The 15,909-nt window shown below is 50.6% G+C and carries 15 protein-coding genes; 3 read left to right on the forward strand and 12 right to left on the reverse strand.

Annotated elements, in window-relative coordinates; genetic code table 11:
• Positions 1 to 18 precede the first annotated feature (18 nt).
• The 4 genes from TH63_RS06725 to pckA form a co-directional block, all read right to left on the reverse strand.
• Complete coding sequence (locus tag TH63_RS06725) at positions 19 to 693, reverse strand: hypothetical protein (protein ID WP_048920275.1); 675 nt, start codon at positions 691 to 693, stop codon at positions 19 to 21.
• A 24-nt stretch (positions 694 to 717) separates the two neighbouring features.
• Positions 718 to 1,383 (reverse strand): DUF4159 domain-containing protein, encoded by a 666-nt coding sequence (locus TH63_RS06730; protein WP_048920276.1) that lies wholly within the window; start codon positions 1,381 to 1,383, stop codon positions 718 to 720.
• A 27-nt stretch (positions 1,384 to 1,410) separates the two neighbouring features.
• Positions 1,411 to 2,124, reverse strand: coding sequence for a 16S rRNA (uracil(1498)-N(3))-methyltransferase (locus TH63_RS06735; protein WP_048920277.1), 714 nt, complete (start codon positions 2,122 to 2,124; stop codon positions 1,411 to 1,413).
• A gap of 125 nt (positions 2,125 to 2,249) precedes the next feature.
• Positions 2,250 to 3,863, reverse strand: a complete 1,614-nt coding sequence (gene pckA / locus TH63_RS06740; protein WP_048920278.1) for a phosphoenolpyruvate carboxykinase (ATP) — start codon at positions 3,861 to 3,863, stop codon at positions 2,250 to 2,252.
• A 256-nt stretch (positions 3,864 to 4,119) separates the two neighbouring features.
• Here pckA and TH63_RS06745 point away from each other — a divergent pair, with 256 nt between their 5' ends.
• The 3 genes from TH63_RS06745 to TH63_RS06755 all read left to right on the forward strand — a co-directional run bounded on the left by TH63_RS06745 (position 4,120) and on the right by TH63_RS06755 (position 7,259).
• The gene (locus tag TH63_RS06745; protein ID WP_048920279.1) at positions 4,120 to 5,529 is read left to right on the forward strand and encodes a peptide MFS transporter; all 1,410 of its coding nucleotides are present in this window, start codon (positions 4,120 to 4,122) and stop codon (positions 5,527 to 5,529) included.
• A 180-nt stretch (positions 5,530 to 5,709) separates the two neighbouring features.
• Entirely contained in the window at positions 5,710 to 6,543 is an 834-nt protein-coding gene (locus tag TH63_RS06750) for a glycoside hydrolase family 25 protein (protein WP_048920280.1), read from the forward strand.
• A 131-nt stretch (positions 6,544 to 6,674) separates the two neighbouring features.
• On the forward strand, positions 6,675 to 7,259 hold the full coding sequence (locus TH63_RS06755; protein WP_231583560.1) for a hypothetical protein: 585 nt from the start codon (positions 6,675 to 6,677) through the stop codon (positions 7,257 to 7,259).
• A gap of 118 nt (positions 7,260 to 7,377) precedes the next feature.
• On the opposite strand, the gene groL is transcribed toward TH63_RS06755, so the two are convergent.
• The 8 genes from groL to TH63_RS06795 all read right to left on the reverse strand — a co-directional run bounded on the left by groL (position 7,378) and on the right by TH63_RS06795 (position 15,875).
• Positions 7,378 to 9,021 carry a chaperonin GroEL gene (gene groL, locus TH63_RS06760; protein WP_048920281.1) on the reverse strand — a complete coding sequence of 548 codons (1,644 nt, stop codon included), beginning with the start codon at positions 9,019 to 9,021 and terminating at the stop codon, positions 7,378 to 7,380.
• A gap of 41 nt (positions 9,022 to 9,062) precedes the next feature.
• Positions 9,063 to 9,353 carry a co-chaperone GroES gene (gene groES / locus TH63_RS06765; protein ID WP_048920282.1) on the reverse strand — a complete coding sequence of 97 codons (291 nt, stop codon included), beginning with the start codon at positions 9,351 to 9,353 and terminating at the stop codon, positions 9,063 to 9,065.
• Positions 9,354 to 9,679: 326 nt separating this feature from the next.
• Positions 9,680 to 10,054 (reverse strand): preprotein translocase subunit SecG, encoded by a 375-nt coding sequence (gene secG, locus TH63_RS06770; RefSeq protein WP_048920283.1) that lies wholly within the window; start codon positions 10,052 to 10,054, stop codon positions 9,680 to 9,682.
• A gap of 1 nt (position 10,055) precedes the next feature.
• Positions 10,056 to 11,681: a tetratricopeptide repeat protein gene (locus TH63_RS06775; protein WP_156180445.1), complete on the reverse strand. Its 1,626-nt coding sequence runs from the start codon at positions 11,679 to 11,681 to the stop codon at positions 10,056 to 10,058.
• Between the two features lie 116 nt (positions 11,682 to 11,797).
• Positions 11,798 to 12,337, reverse strand: coding sequence for an LptE family protein (locus TH63_RS06780; RefSeq protein WP_082161577.1), 540 nt, complete (start codon positions 12,335 to 12,337; stop codon positions 11,798 to 11,800).
• Complete coding sequence (locus TH63_RS06785) at positions 12,324 to 13,598, reverse strand: sigma-54 interaction domain-containing protein (protein WP_048920285.1); 1,275 nt, start codon at positions 13,596 to 13,598, stop codon at positions 12,324 to 12,326. Before TH63_RS06785 ends, TH63_RS06780 begins: the two co-directional genes overlap by 14 nt.
• Before the next feature lie 80 nt (positions 13,599 to 13,678).
• A complete protein-coding gene (miaB, locus tag TH63_RS06790; RefSeq protein ID WP_048920286.1) occupies positions 13,679 to 15,112 on the reverse strand; it encodes a tRNA (N6-isopentenyl adenosine(37)-C2)-methylthiotransferase MiaB in 1,434 nt (477 codons plus the stop codon).
• Positions 15,113 to 15,224: 112 nt separating this feature from the next.
• Positions 15,225 to 15,875, reverse strand: coding sequence for a hypothetical protein (locus tag TH63_RS06795; RefSeq protein WP_048920287.1), 651 nt, complete (start codon positions 15,873 to 15,875; stop codon positions 15,225 to 15,227).
• Positions 15,876 to 15,909: the final 34 nt, after the last annotated feature.

Here is a 15,909-nt window from a genome sequence, read left to right on the forward strand (position 1 = left end):
AATCTGATTAAAAAGAGGTTAAATAATGACGTTCGGCAACACCTCCCATGATTGGGGCATAAGCAGATCTTGCAGGCTTTTTAGCTGGGTAACCGGCACGGCTTTCCATTCGTGCTTAAGCTTTTGGTCTGAGGTGCCACCCCACTCATGAAGTGCCTTATTAGTGGAGAAATTGAAGTCCCATTTTTCCACCTGTTCCCCAGAAACCCCACCCGTGGTAGCGCCAATCAGCTTAAACTCATTTTGCTGGTATCTGAATTTATAGGCCGCATGGCTCCTGAGGTATTCAAAGGAAACATCCAGTACCCGGTTCTTGATACTGATCTGCCCAAAGGGCTCGGGTTCCATGGCGCCTTCGCCGTGGCGCAGGATAAACGTGTTGTGTTGGGACACCTTTTTGTAAAAGCCGGATTGCGGGTCTTTGAACAGAATCAGGAGCACGCGCGGGCTCCCTAGGTTGGTGGTTCCGTCTGGCCTGAGTTCTTGCAGGGTATCTTTCAGTTCCATCACCAAAGCCAAATCTGCCACCATGTCGCCGTTCAGGTCTCCCTGGCTGCTGGTTTTTAGGTGCCAGTTGGGAAGAATAAAGTTCTGGGTGCTTTTTCCGGAGACTGGGAAAACGGGTGGGGTAAAGGTTTGGGCCCAAACTACGGTTCCGGAAAAAAGAAGCACCAGCGTGTAAAGAATTCTCATGGAAACCGAGTGAGTCTGTAACAGTTAAAAGTTAGTTAAGGCGTAAGATATCAAATTCGCCCCCATCCGCAAGGCGGCCTGGTGTTTCTCCGGGGGGTCATTGTGTACCGACTGGTCTTCCCAACCGTTGCCTAGATCACATTCATAAGAATAAAAGCACACCAACCTGCCATGGTAAATAATCCCGAAGCCCTGGGCCTGTTTGTTATCATGCTCATGGATCTTGGGCAGGCCGCGGGGGAAGTTGAATTTCTGGTGGTACACCGGGTGGTTGAAGGGCAGTTCAATGAAATCAAGTTCTGGGAACACCTTTTTCATCTCGCGCCGCGCGAATTTGTCCAGGCCGTAATTGTCATCTATGTGCAGGAAGCCGCCGGCAGTGAGGTACTTGCGGAGGTTCTGGACCTCGGCGGGGGTGAAGATCACATTGCCGTGGCCGGTCATGTGCACGAAGGGGTAGTCAAAAAGCTCGGGGCTGCCTGGCTCCACGCTTTCTTCCTGGGATGCTATGTTGGCCTTCAGCTCCCGGTTGCAGAAAGAGATGAGGTTGGGCAGGGAGGTTTTGTTGGCATACCAATCGCCACCGCCCCCGTATTTGAGGCGCGCAATCCTGAAGCTGGGCCGTTGCACCCAAGCCGTGGCCGTGGCCAGTAAAATGATTAAACCCCAAAGGAAGAGCCGTTTTTGCATTGTTTTTCAGAAAAGAAGCCTAAAACGTTAAACGTCTAACATAACGTGAATGGTATGACAGGCGGCCAGGGCAGCGGTCTCGGTGCGCAAACGGCTTTGGCCCAGGGTGACGGGTTGGTAGCCTGCCTGCAGCGCCTGCGCCACTTCCTCCGGATTGAAGTCGCCTTCGGGGCCAATCAAAATGGTGTACGTTTCTGGCCCGGAAACGCTCCTGGCCAGGGAATGCCGTTCCAGTCCCTCCACCAGATGGGCGATAAACTTCTGGCCTTCCTGTGGCTGAGCAAGAAAATCTGTGTAGCGGGTCAAGGGGTGGAGCGTGGGCAATTGGGCCTTCATGGACTGTTTCATGGCGCTGACGGCTATCTTCTCTATGCGGTCCATATTCACGGCTTTGCGCTCTGAGCGGGCGCACTGCAGAAACGTGATCTCATCAATGCCCGTCTCCACGGCCTTCTCTACAAACCATTCTATGCGGTCTATGTTCTTGGTAGGGGCCACCGCCACATGTATTTTATAGGCCCGCTGGAAAGGATCCTGGGTATGCTTTAAAATGTTGAGGCGGGTCTTTTTAGGGTTGGGCTCCGCAATCTCTGCTTCATACCAGCCACCCCGGCCATCGATGAGCGTCACGGCATCGCCTTGGTTTAACCGAAGCACCCGGACGCAGTGCTTTGACTCTTCCTCAGACAGGGTGTAAGAGGTGCTGGAAGGGGTAAGGTCTGGGGTGAAGAAAAGATGCATGCGGTTTCTGTTTTACGCCTGTTTTCCCAAAAATAAGCGAAAAACGCTCAGCGCCACGGTCTCCATAAAAAAAGCCTCCTATAAAATAGAAGGCTTTAATAAGGTTGAAGGAAATAATTAAAGTCTTACACTTCTACCACGGCCTCAGGGGCACCGGCCAGAATCTCTTGGTTGGCGTAATCTGAGTACTTGCTGAAGTTTTTGATGAAGGCGACCGCCAGTTCATTGGCTTTATGGTCATAGGCGTCTTTGTTGGACCAGGTGTTACGCGGGTTCAGGATTTCAGACGGCACGTTAGGGCAGGAATCTGGCATCTCCACGCCAAACACCGGGTGCTTGTGGAAGGGCATGTCCTGAAGTTCACCGTTAAGGGCGGCAGTGATCATGGCCCGGGTATAGCCCAATTTCATGCGGGAACCTACGCCGTACACGCCGCCGGTCCAGCCGGTGTTCACCAGCCACACGTTCACATTGTTCTCGGTCATTTTCTTGCCCAGCATCTCGGCGTAGGTGGTGGGGTGCAGCGGAAGGAATGCCGCCCCGAAGCAGGCCGAGAAGGTAGTTTGTGGTTCAACAATGCCCACCTCGGTACCTGCCACCTTGGCGGTATAGCCAGAGATGAAGTGGTACATGGCCTGGCTTTTATTCAGGCGGGAGATAGGAGGCAGCACCCCAAAGGCATCGGCGGTCAGGAAGAAAATGTTCTGTGGGTTTCCTGCCCTGGACGGCTCAATGGCGTTGTCTATGTGGTTAATAGGGTAGGCCGTGCGGGTGTTCTCGGTTACGGTTTTGTTTGTAAAGTCTACGGTGCGGGTGCCCGGGATGAAACGCGAGTTCTCTACAATGGCCCCAAAACGGATGGCGTCATAGATCTGCGGCTCTTTCTCACGGGTAAGGTCAATGATCTTGGCGTAGCAGCCTCCCTCAAAGTTGAAGATGCCGTCTTCGTCCCAGCCATGCTCATCGTCACCAATGAGGCCGCGGTGCGGATCCGCGGACAGGGTGGTTTTACCGGTACCGGATAATCCGAAGAAAATAGCGGTGTCCCCGTCCTTGCCCACGTTAGCCGAACAGTGCATAGACAGGACGTTGCGCTTGTGAGGCAATAGGTAATTCAGGACTGAGAAAATGCCTTTCTTCATTTCACCGGCATACCCGGTCCCGCCTAACAAGATGAGCTTACGGGAGAAGTTGATGATGGCGAAGTTGGCCTGACGGGTGCCGTCTACGGCAGGGTCGGCCAGGAACTCGGGGATATTGATGATGGTGAAATCCGGGACGTGCTGCTCAATTTCTTCTTCAGATAACCGAAGGAACATGTTATGGCAGAACAGGTTATGCCACGCCTGGGTGTTGATGATCCGTAGATTCAGGCGGTATTGGGGGTGGGCTCCGGCATAGGCATCACGCACGTACAGCTTGGTGTTGGCCAGGTGGGCAATCATCTTCTGGTACAGCGCCTCAAATTTGGCAGGCTCAAAGGGAATGTTCACATCTCCCCACCACACAGAGTTCTCGGTCTCTGCGTCTTTCACCACAAAACGGTCTTTGGGCGAGCGGCCCGTGAAAGTACCGGTATCACACATGAGGGCACCGGTATCGGTCAGAAAGCCTTCCCCATTCTTCAAGGCTTCTTCCACTAATTCAGCCGGAGTAAGGTTCCAGAGAATTTCCTGGGCTTGTGAAATACCTAAGCTACTTAAATCCATGGTGCTAGAATGCTTGCCAAATTCTTTCATAAAGGAAGCTTTAATTTTTAAAATTTCAAAATGAGCCGGTGTTTTAGAAACCCGATTTGCAAAATTATAAAAAAGCTCAAATAATAACTATAGCTAACGGTTGTTTGTTTTTTACCGGGTCTTAAATATACCTGCGGGCTTTATTTAAAAGGGGCCATATTTGAATAAATGCATATAAGGTGATACATTTACTTTCATGTATTCTTTGTAAAACACAGCCAAACGAACAATTTTTACGAAAAACCCTTAAGTACACATGCAAGACGCAACTATCAAGAAAGGGCATCCTCCGGGGTTGTACCTTTTGTTTTTCACCGAGATGTGGGAGCGGTTCAGCTACTACGGAATGCGTGGACTTCTTATTCTTTATCTAACCAAAGCAGCAGTAGCGGGCGGACTGGGCATAGCGGAGTCTACCGGTAACCTCATTTACGGCTACTTTACCGGGTTTGTTTATTTCACGCCCATCATTGGGGGCTGGCTGGCTGAAAGATATATTGGGCAGAGGCGCTCTATCCTAATAGGCGGGGTTTTAATGGCATTGGGCCAGTTCTCCTTGTTCTCTACGCCAGATATGACCAACATGGGTGCCATTATGGGTATTCCTATGATGACCGCGGTGGGCCTTTTGTTAATCATTATTGGTAACGGTTTCTTCAAGCCCAACATCTCTGCCATTGTGGGCAAGTTGTATGAGCAGGGAGACCACCGCAGAGACGCGGCCTTTACCATTTTCTATATGGGTATCAACCTGGGCGCCTTTGCGGCTCCTTTGGTGTGCGGTATCCTGGCAGAGGACATCTTCGCCACTAAAACCGTGGTAGATGGCATCACAGTGGTTAGCCAGTACGGGTTCCGTTACGGGTTCCTGGCGGCTGGTATTGGTATGGTGATCGGGCAGATTGCCTTCAACCTGTTAGCGCCTAAGTATCTGGGCGAAGTAGGGGTAAGGCCAGACGGCAAGGTTGACAAGAACAACCCGGTGGTGAAAACACCTTTGACCAAAGAAGAAACCGATAGAATGGCTGTGATCTTTATCATTACGCTGTTTGTAGTGTTCTTCTGGGCAGGTTTTGAGCAGGCAGGTTCTTCGCTTTCTTTGTATACAGACAAATACATTGACCGTGAGGTGTTCGGGTTCCTGATTCCTACGGCCTGGTTCCAGTCTGTGAATCCTTTGTTTATTGTGGCCTTCGCGCCCTTGACGGCTAACCTGTGGTTATACTTGAGTAGAAGAGGCAAAGACCTGAGCATTCCCGTTAAAATGGGCTTGGGCATGATCCTGTTGGGTCTTGGCTTCCTGTTCATGGTAGGTGCGGTTATGGAAAGAGGAGGGAACGTGGAGGATGAAACAATTAAAGCTGGCATTTACTGGCTGATTGCCACCTATTTCTTCCATACTATTGGCGAGCTTTGCTTGTCACCAATCGGGTTGTCCATGGTGTCACGCCTTTCTCCGCTGGCCTATACGTCTATGCTGATGGGGGTATGGTTCCTGGCGCCGTTCGTGGCGCAGATTGCCGGTGGGTATATTGCCGCCTATGTAGAGATCTTAGGACCCTTGCAGGTGTTTGGGTTGATCTCAGGCTTTGTGATTGCGGCTGGCTTACTGCTGGTAGCCCTGGCCAAGAAGTTGTTGTACATGATGCACGGAAGAGGAGCCTAAGTGCTTGACCTTCATTCTTATAAAGCCCCACCGGTCCAGGCCGGTGGGGCTTTCTTTTTTAGGGCAGATGGGCGAGTGCTCGGTTTGCCAAAAAGATTTGGTATTTTTGAAGAGTGGGAAGGGGAGTGCTGTTGCGTGGCAGGTCCTGTTTCTGCGTTTTACCGTCTCAGTTGATTCTTCGTGGCTTCCAGCACCCCCAAACGTCCCCGTAAACCCAGCCCCCGCAAGAAACCGGCCCCTCAGGGTACCTGGTGGAAACCGCTTACTCTGGGTATTCTGGGATTTATTCTGCTTTGCCTGGCCATTGAGTACTACAAAGAGGGCGGACGGCTTGCCTTCTTCCGGCACAAGGTAGAGGAGGCCACCAATACCAATTCCCTGACCAAATTCTCCCCCAGCGGGTTTGAGATAGTAGGGCTTGATATATCCCACCATAACCGGCAGATAGACTGGAAGCAGGTCAAGGCCCAGAAGATAGCCTTTTCCTTTATCAAGGCCACCGAAGGCATCACGCACCAGGACCGCTACTTTGCCCGCCACTGGAAGCAGGCCAAGAAGCATGACGTGCTACGGGGGGCTTACCATTTTTTTCTTCCAGCCAGAGACGCCGAAAAGCAGGCCCGTAATTTCCTAGACCGGGTAAAGCTGGAGGCCGGCGACCTTCCCCCGGTACTGGACGTGGAGGTAACCAACCACCAGCCCGACGAGGAAATAAGGGCAGGGGTGCAGCTGTGGCTGGACATGGTGGAAGAGGAGTACAACATCAAGCCCATCATTTATACCAACTACGCCTTCTATGAAAAGCACCTGGCCGGGCATTTTGATGACTACCCGCTCTGGGTCGCGCACTACAGCCCTGAAAACAACCACGTGCTGGCCAACCATAATTGGGTCTTCTGGCAACACACAGAGAACGGAAAACTCAAAGGCGTGAAAGGCAACCTGGACCTGAATGTGTTCAAAGGAACCATGGAAGATTTATACAATATGTGCTATGAACCTGATTCTTTGTAAACTATATTTGTAGCTGATTCTTAATAAGATATAAATAATAAATTCAGCTGGCTTTTGGCTGGCTTCCTGAATAATTCTATTTCCTAAATTCTATTCTATAAAACAACTCTACTAATCCCATGATTTATTTTGTGAGAAAGCGCCTTGTGTTGCTTTCATTAGCCCTGTTGGCTCTTTCCTGTACAGGTGAAGAGGAGGAAGAGGTTATTGCCCCCAAAGAAGCAGCGGCAGAAGAAGGAACCATCTATTCTATTAACGCCGGCGGACACGAAACCACCAACCCCTTCAAGTTTTTGAATACCAGCAAGGTGAAGTTTGAAGTCAGGTTTGACTCTACCGCCATCTACGCCACCAAAGACCCCGGCAACCAGGCAGACATCAACAAACTGTACGGCATGGCCGACTGCAGTACCCTGCACCATGAGAACAGCGCCCGCTTTGGGTGGCGTTGGTATAACAACCAGTTAGAGTTGCACGCCTATTCCTACAAAGCCGGCAAAAACGCCTCTACCTTTATCACCGCTATTGACCTGAAGAAGACCTATACCTGTGAACTTACCCTGGCAGACGGGAAGTATATCTACAAAATAGGGGACAAGACGGTGGAGCACGAAAGAGGCTGCAGCGGCGAAGGAAAAGGCTACCAGCTTTACCCGTATTTTGGCGGAGATGAAACAGCCCCGCATGACATTAAGATAAAGATCAAAGTCTTGTAGTAAAATCCTGTTTTAAGGCCGTTTTCCAGAAAATACCTTCAAAACAGAATGGCCTTTAAACAAAAATCCCCGACCATCTGGCCGGGGATTTTTTATATGTTTAATGGAAAGGGGCAGATTACATCATGCCGCCCATACCGCCCATACCGCCTGGCATTCCGCCACCGGCATTAGCACCACCTTCTTCAGGCTCGTCAGCAATCACACACTCGGTCGTCAGCAACAAGGCAGCCACAGAAGCAGCGTTCTCTAAAGCCAAACGAGTTACTTTAGTTGGGTCAATGATACCAGCGGCAAACATGTTCTCAAACTTGTCGTCGCGGGCGTTGTAACCGTAGTCAGCCTTACCGGCACGAACCTCGTTCACGATCACTGATCCTTCGCCACCGGCGTTGGCCACAATCGTTCTCAAAGGAGACTCCAGAGCGGTGCGGATAATCTGCACGCCGGTTTTCTCGTCTTCGTTGCGGGTATCTACGTCGTTCAGGGCGTCAATAGCTCTGATGAGGGCTACACCACCACCGGCAACAATACCTTCTTCAACGGCAGCTCTGGTTGCGTGTAAGGCATCATCCACACGGTCTTTCTTTTCTTTCATCTCAACTTCAGTAGAAGCCCCGATGTAGAGGATAGCTACCCCGCCAGATAATTTGGCCAGACGCTCCTGAAGTTTCTCTCTGTCATAGTCAGAGGTGGTTTTCTCAATCTGAGACTTGATCTCATTGACACGGGCAGTGATGCCGTCTTTCTCGCCTCTACCGTTTACAATGGTAGTGTTGTCTTTGTCAATGATGATACGCTCCGCCTGACCTAAGTAGTCTAAGGTAGCGTTGTCCAGTTTGTAACCGCGCTCTTCAGAGATCACGGTACCACCGGTCAGGATTGCGATGTCTTCCAACATGGCTTTTCTGCGGTCTCCAAAGCCTGGAGCCTTAACAGCGGCAATCTTCAAAGAACCACGCAGTTTGTTCACTACCAGGGTAGCAAGGGCTTCGCCGTCTACGTCTTCAGAGATAATTACCAAAGCTTTTCCAGTCTGTACCACTTGCTCCAATACCGGAAGCAGTTCTTTCATGGTAGAAACCTTCTTGTCATAGATCAGAATGTACGCGTTCTCAAACTCCGCTTCCATTTTCTCTGGGTTGGTCACGAAGTAAGGAGACAAGTAACCGCGGTCAAACTGCATTCCTTCTACGGTTTTTACCTCAGTCTCAGTACCTTTGGCTTCCTCAACGGTGATCACACCGTCTTTACCTACTTTGTCCATGGCATCAGCGATCATCTGGCCAATTTCCACGTCATTGTTGGCAGAGATAGTACCCACCTGGGCAATCTCAGAGGAGTTCTCAATCTTCTTAGACTGAAGCTTCAGGTTCTCTACTACTTTGTGAACGGCTTTGTCAATACCACGCTTCAGGTCCATTGGGTTGGCTCCAGCGGCCACGTTCTTAGAACCGGCGGTGTAGATGGCCTGGGCAAGGACAGTGGCAGTAGTAGTACCGTCACCGGCCATATCGGCGGTTTTGGAGGCTACCTCTTTCACTAACTGAGCACCCATGTTTTCCACCGGGTCTTTCAGTTCAATTTCTTTGGCTACCGTAACACCGTCTTTGGTGATGCTAGGCGCACCGAATTTCTTGTCAATGATAACGTTGCGGCCTTTAGGGCCTAAGGTTACTTTCACGGCGTTGGCCAGGGTATCTACGCCTTTTTTAATCTTATTGCGGGCTTCGATGTCGAAAGTGATGTTTTTAGATGCCATAGTTTCTTATGATAGATTATGGTTGATGATAAGATTTAAGATTAAAGGACCGCCAGGATGTCAGACTCGCGCATGATCAGGTAATCTGACCCGTCCAGAGAGATTTCAGTACCGGCGTATTTGCCGTACAATACCTGGTCGCCCACTTTCAATTGTGATTTAACTAAAACACCTTGGTCGGAGATTTTGCCTTCTCCAACAGCTACTACTTCGCCGCGCTGTGGTTTTTCTTTGGCAGTATCAGGGATGATGATACCAGACTTGGTTTTTTCTTCAGCCGCAGCAGGTAATACAATTACTCTGTCTGCCAATGGTTTTAGATCTAAGGCCATAGGTTTGTTATAAGATTAGATGAATTTAACGATTATTGTCTCTGGCATTTACTGCCCGTAAGACGGTAAGGCAACTAGCGATTCTTGTGCCAAATACAGAAGTCTGCCATCTTGCCGCATTTTGGCGGCTTTCAGCCTGACATTGCTGACCACCAGCCTGACACACCCTCAGCGCCAAGGTAAAATTTGTCAGCTTTTCGCCGGCAAATTCTGTTTTAGGGCCGTTTTTCCCAAAACAGGCTCAAAATGGAAAGGGCAAAAAAAAGAGTCCAGACCTTGTGGGTCCGGACTCCAATAAAGGGTGTTCCTTAGAACTGTTTTTCTTCTTAGTTGGCAGAATCTGCGGGAGCGGGGGCTGGCGTAGTGGCAGCATCTTCCTGCGGAATAGCGGCCGGGGCAGCGGCAGGAGCAGGGGCGATAGGCGCCCCTTGGCCGGCACGTTGCTCGTTCACGCTGCGGTTGTCATCTGCAACCCCTAAATCTAAGGTATGGGAGGCTAACGTAAGTACAATGATCCCGATGGCGAAACCCCAGGTCAGTTTCTCTAAAAGGTCGCCGGTGCGTTTCACACCCATCAGTTGGCTGGTACCGCCGCCGCCAAACTGGCTGGACAACCCACCACCTTTGGAGTTTTGGGACAAAACCACCAATATCAACAGCACGCAAAGGAAAAGGATAACGCTGATCAGAGCAATGTACATACTAAAGTTCGTTTCTTAATTTTTCTATCTGTTCGGCAAAGTAACTCTTTTTTTCTGGAAACTTTACTATTAATTGTTCATAAATTTTGATAGCCTTTTTGGCTTTTCCTTGCTTTATGAAGATGAGGGCCAGATTTTCTGACACCAGGTTCTTCTTTGGCTTGGAGCTCTTGGCAGACAGGTCTTCCTGGGGTTCCTGGGGCAACTGGGCATTAGCCACGTTCTTCCGCTTGGGCGCCGATTTCAGGAATTGATTTATAATAAAAAGCTGTTTGTCCAGTTTGGCCGCCGGCGTTTCCTCGGGCTCAGGAGCAGGGGTGTGGCTGCTTTTTACGTGCTCCAGAATAAGCTCCGGCTGGAAATAGAACGGTGTTAGGGAGGTAAGCTCGTCTTTGAGTTGAATGCTTTCCCCCAGGCGGCTGGAGCCCATCCAATACGCCAAGTTGTTTTGCGTGAAGATAGACAGGTAAAGATCCTGCTCGGTTTCCGGTTCCACTGAAGCAGGCTCTGCCTCCTGCACTTTCAGGGTTGGGAATTCGTAGCCAGAGGTGTCATACACCGTGTACAACTCCGCAATCTCCAGATAAGCAGACAGGTTATCGTCTGTGGCAACTGCGGCCAAGGGGAGCTCTCTTGCTTCATCTGCCGGTTCAGGCAACTCCTTTAAAGAAGCTGTCTCTGAGCTAGATGTAATCTCAGAGATGATCTCCTCATGGGTGAGGTTTACGCTTGGAATAGGCGCCGAAAGGCTGGACAGCCCATTGATCTGGATAAGCTCCAGCAACTCCTCCAGGTTAAAGTCATCTTCTTCCTCAACAGCAGTGAAGTCCTCTAAAATGGCTTCTTCTTCTTGCAGCTCCTGCTCCGTAGTAGGCTCTCCCGTCTCAACTACCAGAACGCTGTTTTCAACCTCTTTTTCAGAAAACGGCTCCAAAAAAGTAGCGGCCAGTTGTTCCTGTTCCGGCAGGCTTTCAACTTCAGTGTTGAAAAGGGCTTCTTCTTCAAGGTCAGAAGCGATTATCTCTTCCTCACTGGTAAAAGTATCTGCAGCAAGTAAGGCCTGGGCCAACTCCTGAGGGTCTGAAATAACTTCTTCTGAAGAAAGTTCTGCTTCCTCTGAAAGAGACGTTTCTTGTAAGGTAAAATCCGTTTCCTCTTCCGCGTCTTGCTCTTTCGGCGCAGAAAGGTCCTCGCCGAAATCTAATCCGGCAAGGTCTGTGTCGGGGACTTCCTCTACTTCAGTCTCTTCCGGAGCCCACTCATCGCCCATTTCCTCCTCCTGAGGCAAAACCTCAGTTTGGGGCTGGTTTTCAGAAAACGGCTCTGAAACGGCGGTTGGTGCTGAGGACTGCTCTTCCTCTTCCTGCTCCTCAAGATAAACTTCTGGCACCGGCGGAGCGGCGTAGATCAGTTGCTTTAGGAGCTGGCGGTTAGAGGCGTGGGCGGCGGCTCTGCGCAATTTTTGGGTGGAAAGCATGCTACCCCGGTCATGGGCAGCCTTGGCCAGCAGAACATGGGCGGTCTGGCAATACGGAAAGGACACCACCAGTTTCTCCAGGTCGTCTACTTCCTGGTCCTGAATGGGCGCAACTTGCCGTACAATATTTAAAAATGCCGCTTTGTTCATGAAATTCATGTTTGCCTGGCCTGGGATAAGACTAGGTCAAATTACTAGATTATGATGAAATACAGAATGGTATCTCTTAATTTAAGATCTGAGTGGTTTCTCTGGTGCAAAGATAGCTACCAATTCGCTACCGTTTTTGTAAAAACGCTATAGATAATCCGTTCGGTGATCTGCTGGATCTGGGCGCGGCTGATGAGGTTGATATCCAGCGTAGGAGGGAAATCATAAAACCCCGAGAAACTTTGGTCAAAGTTGTTGGTGGGGTTCTTAGTGTCTGTGTAATTGATCTGCACCACAATAGTAAGACGGTTGGCGCCGGCCTGGTCCAGACCCACGTTACCGCCGGCAGGCAAATCGCTCCGCTGAATTGCGGCTGGGCTGAAGGAATAGCTCAGTATCTGGCCTTCAATCTGCAGGTCACCGGCTTGCGGCAAGATACGCAGGGTAGTGTTGCGTTGAAAGTAATCCTTGAAGTCCTCAGTGACAAACTGTTGCAGGTTAGAAGGTCCTTGGCCAGAGGCGTTGCTGAAGTTGGTGATGGATATGGTCTTCACCTCGGGGGAAAGATTCACCCCGGAAAAGGAATAGCACCCGCTAAGCAGGAAGGTGAGGAGCACCAAAGGCAAAAGGCAGGAGAAGGATTTATAAGTCTTCAAGGTCGTACTGTTTTAATTTGCGGTAAAGCGTGCGTTCAGAAATGCCCAGGTCTTTAGCGGCGTATTTGCGTTTGTTCCCGTGCTTCTTCAACGCCTTCAGGATCATTTCCTTTTCCTTGTGCTCCAAAGAAAGGCTTTCTTCCTCGGTTTCATGGGAGATATCCTCTACTTTCTCCTCATAAGGTTCGTCGTCCTCGTCCACGGAAAGCATGTAGCCATCGCGGCGCTCGGGGCTGGGCCGGTACACCGGCGGCTCATAGGGGCGCACCTCATCAAATAAGTGGCTGTTGGCCTTCAATAGTTCCGCGTCTTCCTGCTGGTGCGACAATAAATCAAAGACCACCTGCTTGAGGTCGTTCATGTCTTTGCGCATGTCAAACAGCACCTTGTACAGGAGGTCGCGCTCAGAAATGCCGGTGGAGCCTTCTGCGCCGGCCTGTGGGTGAAAGATGGCCGGCAATTGGTTGACTTGTTCCTGCGGAAGGTACTTGCGTAGGGTAGTCCCATTGATCTCCCGTTCGTACTCCAGCACCGAGATCTGCTCCACTATGTTCTTCAGCTGGCGGATATTGCCCGGGAACCGGTAGCGTAACAGTTCCTGCACCGCATCGGGCAGCAACGTGATAGGTTTTACGTGGTAGCGCTCGGCAAAATCACTGGCGAATTTACGGAACAACAGGTGCGTGTCTTCTCCGCGCTCCCGCAAAGGAGGTACACTGATGGGTACGGTGTTCAGGCGGTAATATAAATCCTCTCTAAACTGGCCGCGCTCCACGGCCTGCAGCAGGTTCACGTTGGTGGCAGCCACCACGCGTACATCGGTCTTGAGGACTTTGGAGGAGCCTACTTTAATGAATTCGCCGTTTTCCAGCACGCGCAGCAGGCGGGCCTGGGTGCCCAGCGGCATTTCGCCAATCTCATCTAGGAAAATAGTACCGCCGTTGGTGACCTCAAAATAGCCTTTGCGGGCCTCCTGGGCGCCGGTGAAGGAGCCTTTCTCGTGCCCGAACAATTCTGAGTCAATGGTTCCTTCCGGAATGGCGCCGCAGTTGATGGCAATGAACTGGCCGTGCTTGCGGGGGCTCAGCTGGTGGATGATCTTGGAAAAGGATTCTTTCCCGCTGCCGCTTTCGCCGTTGATCAGGACGGTCATATCGGTGGGCGCCACCTGGACCGCCACCTGGATAGCGTAATTCAGCAAAGGCGAATTCCCGATGATGCCAAACCGCTGCTTCACCGACTGTATCTCTATTTCACGCATTTTTTAATGTGCTAATGATGGAATGTGCTGGTATGCTATTGGTAGAGGAATAGCACCTTAATTAAGTAGTAATTAGCACATTAAAGAATCGGTTCCCCAAACAGGGTGCCTACAGAACAGTGGGTGATGAGCACGTTCACGTAATCGCCTTTCTGATAATCCATTTTAGGGATAATGACCATTCTGTTTTTGTCATCGCGGCCGCTCAGCATTTCTTGGGAGCGCTTGGAGAAGCCTTCCAGCAACACCTTTTGCACAGTACCTACCGTCTTCTCATTCCGGATAAGCGAGTAATGACGTTGTAAGTCAATGACTTCCTGCAGGCGGCGCTTTTTCACTTCCAGCGGGATGTCATCCTCTAACTTGCGAGCCGCCAGGGTGCCGGGTCGCTCAGAGTAGAAGAACATATAGGCATAGTCATACTGCACGTAGTCAATGAGGGTCAACGTGTCTTTATGCTCTTCCTCGGTCTCGGTGCAGAAGCCAGAGATCATGTCTGTGGAGATAGCGCACTCGTCGCCCAAAATTCTCCTGATAGCGTCTACGCGGTCTATGTACCAGGCACGGTCATAGGTGCGGTTCATCAAATCCAGCACGCGGGAGTTTCCGCTTTGGGCAGGTAGGTGAATGTATTTGCAGATGTTGTCGTACTTCTTGATGGTGTACAGCACTTCATCTGTGATGTCTTTGGGGTGGGAGGTAGAGAACCGCACGCGCAGATCAGGGGAGATCAAAGCTACTTTTTCCAGCAGTTGGGCGAAGTTCACTTTCTCGGTACCGTCTTCAGAGGCCCACTTGTAGGAGTCTACGTTTTGGCCCAACAGCGTTACTTCTTTGTAGCCCTGGCTGACCAATTCCTGCGCCTCGCGCACAATGGAGTGCGCATCACGGCTGCGCTCGCGCCCGCGGGTGAAGGGTACCACGCAGAAAGAGCACATGTTGTCACAGCCCCGCATGATAGAAACGAAGGCGCTCACGCCGTTGCTGTTCAGCCTGATGGGGTTAATGTCAGCGTAGGTTTCCTCCCGGGAAAGCAGCACGTTCACGGCTTTGTGGCCGCCTTCCACTTCACTGATCAAGGAGGGAAGGTCGCGGTAGGCATCGGGGCCCACCACCAGGTCCACCATTTTCTCCTCTTCCAGCAGGTTCTTTTTCAAACGCTCAGCCATGCAGCCCAGGACGCCCACTATCAGGCCAGGGCGCTTTTTCTTCATATGTTGGAGTTGCAGCAACCGGTGGCGGACAGTTGTTTCAGCCTTTTCCCTGATGGAGCAGGTGTTCAGCAACACCAGGTCGGCGTTCTTTACATCTGAGGTAGTGTCAAAACCGGCCTCAAATAAGATAGAGGAGACGATCTCACTGTCTGAGAAGTTCATCTGACAGCCGTAGCTCTCAATATACAGCTTCCGTTGACGGCCGGTGTTGGTGTCTACGGTCACTTTGGTATCGCATGCGGCGGCTTCTTCGGGCGTGCGGTTATCTATGAAATCTAAATCCAGAATGGGTGCGTGCATAACATCTCATCAAAGGGGCAAAGATACGGCTTTTTGAGGTATTATGACAGAATGGCAGATGATTTTTAACGAAGAAGGGCCTGTCTATTGAAAGACAGGCCCTTGGGGGTGTTTAGTTGGTGGCTACTTCTGGTTTCTTGTTGACCCTTATCTTAATAGGCCCACTGGAGGTTTCCCGTAGGCACAAAAGCCCGTAGGCAGTTTGGCCTGGGGCGATAGTTTTGGACAGAATACTTTTTCCGATGAATTCTTTCCGCATTTGAGTGTTAGCGGTTCCAGCTACTACCATGTTTCCAACGGCTATGAAAGGCCCGCTTGGGATAAAGGTGGAGTTAGTTGGCTTGCCTGTATAAGGGTCCACCTCCGTATAAAAGTTGAAATTTAGCAAGCTGTACAACAAATAAATAGGAACCGGCTGCTTGATGAGGGTGGCTGTCAGGTTGGGGTCTATAGGGTTTAGTTCTCGGTCACCCATGTAGAATCGGCAATCTTCCCCCACGTTGATCGGGGAAGCTGAGTTATTCTCAATTTTAACCCCTACCACTTTAATAGCGTTTTTTAACTCACGCTTTACGTATTTTTTGTTGCCCCGTAGTGCCAGCCCATCATACATATAGGAGAGACTGACCTGGTCCTGCAGGTTATTTTCTTTGTAAGAATAGGGAAGGGCTTCAGGCTTAATGGGGTGATAGGTAGAGGCACAACCAGATAAAAGGGGCAGCAACAAAATGCCACCCCATAGGCGATTAAAGGTTTTTTTCATTTAATGTGAGTTAATAAAGGGGTAGGATAGATTA

This window comes from Rufibacter radiotolerans, from assembly GCF_001078055.1.
Lineage (GTDB): Bacteria > Bacteroidota > Bacteroidia > Cytophagales > Hymenobacteraceae > Nibribacter > Nibribacter radiotolerans.